The following is a 335-nucleotide window of genomic DNA, read 5'->3' as shown; positions in this document are numbered from 1 at the left end:
GCCTGACCGCCGCACGGCTGCGGCCTTCGCCGATCCACAGCACTCGTCGTGTATCCGCATCCAGCACCACACTGGCGTAACGATGGCCCTTGAACAGAGCGAACTCGTCCATCACCAGACGCCGTGGTTGCGCCTTCGGCAGATCGCTCAATGCCGTTTGCAAGGCGCGACGCTCTAGCAGCCGAACGGTGTCCCAATGCAACCCAAACAGTTGAGCCACGTGTAACGTGGGAAGGCGCTCGCAGGCTTGAATCACCGCATCGGCCAAGCGGCGCGTCATACGGGCATAGCGATCCAGCCAACTGACAGTCTCCATGCGTTTGCCGCAGTCACGA

Annotated in this window: 1 protein-coding gene; it reads right to left on the bottom strand. The window is 61.8% G+C overall.

Translation table 11 applies throughout. The features are described from left to right. The coding region (locus J4D28_RS30325) for a helix-turn-helix domain-containing protein (RefSeq protein ID WP_256587755.1) at window positions 1-316 on the bottom strand (316 nt) is incomplete at its 3' end. Window positions 317-335: the final 19 nt, after the last annotated feature.

It is taken from the genome of Pseudomonas sp. GW531-T4, assembly GCF_017349615.1.
GTDB classification, from domain to species: domain Bacteria; phylum Pseudomonadota; class Gammaproteobacteria; order Pseudomonadales; family Pseudomonadaceae; genus Aquipseudomonas; species Aquipseudomonas chlororaphis_I.
The sequence above is the reverse complement of the archived record's forward strand: the minus strand, read 5'-3'. Positions and strand labels throughout refer to the sequence as shown.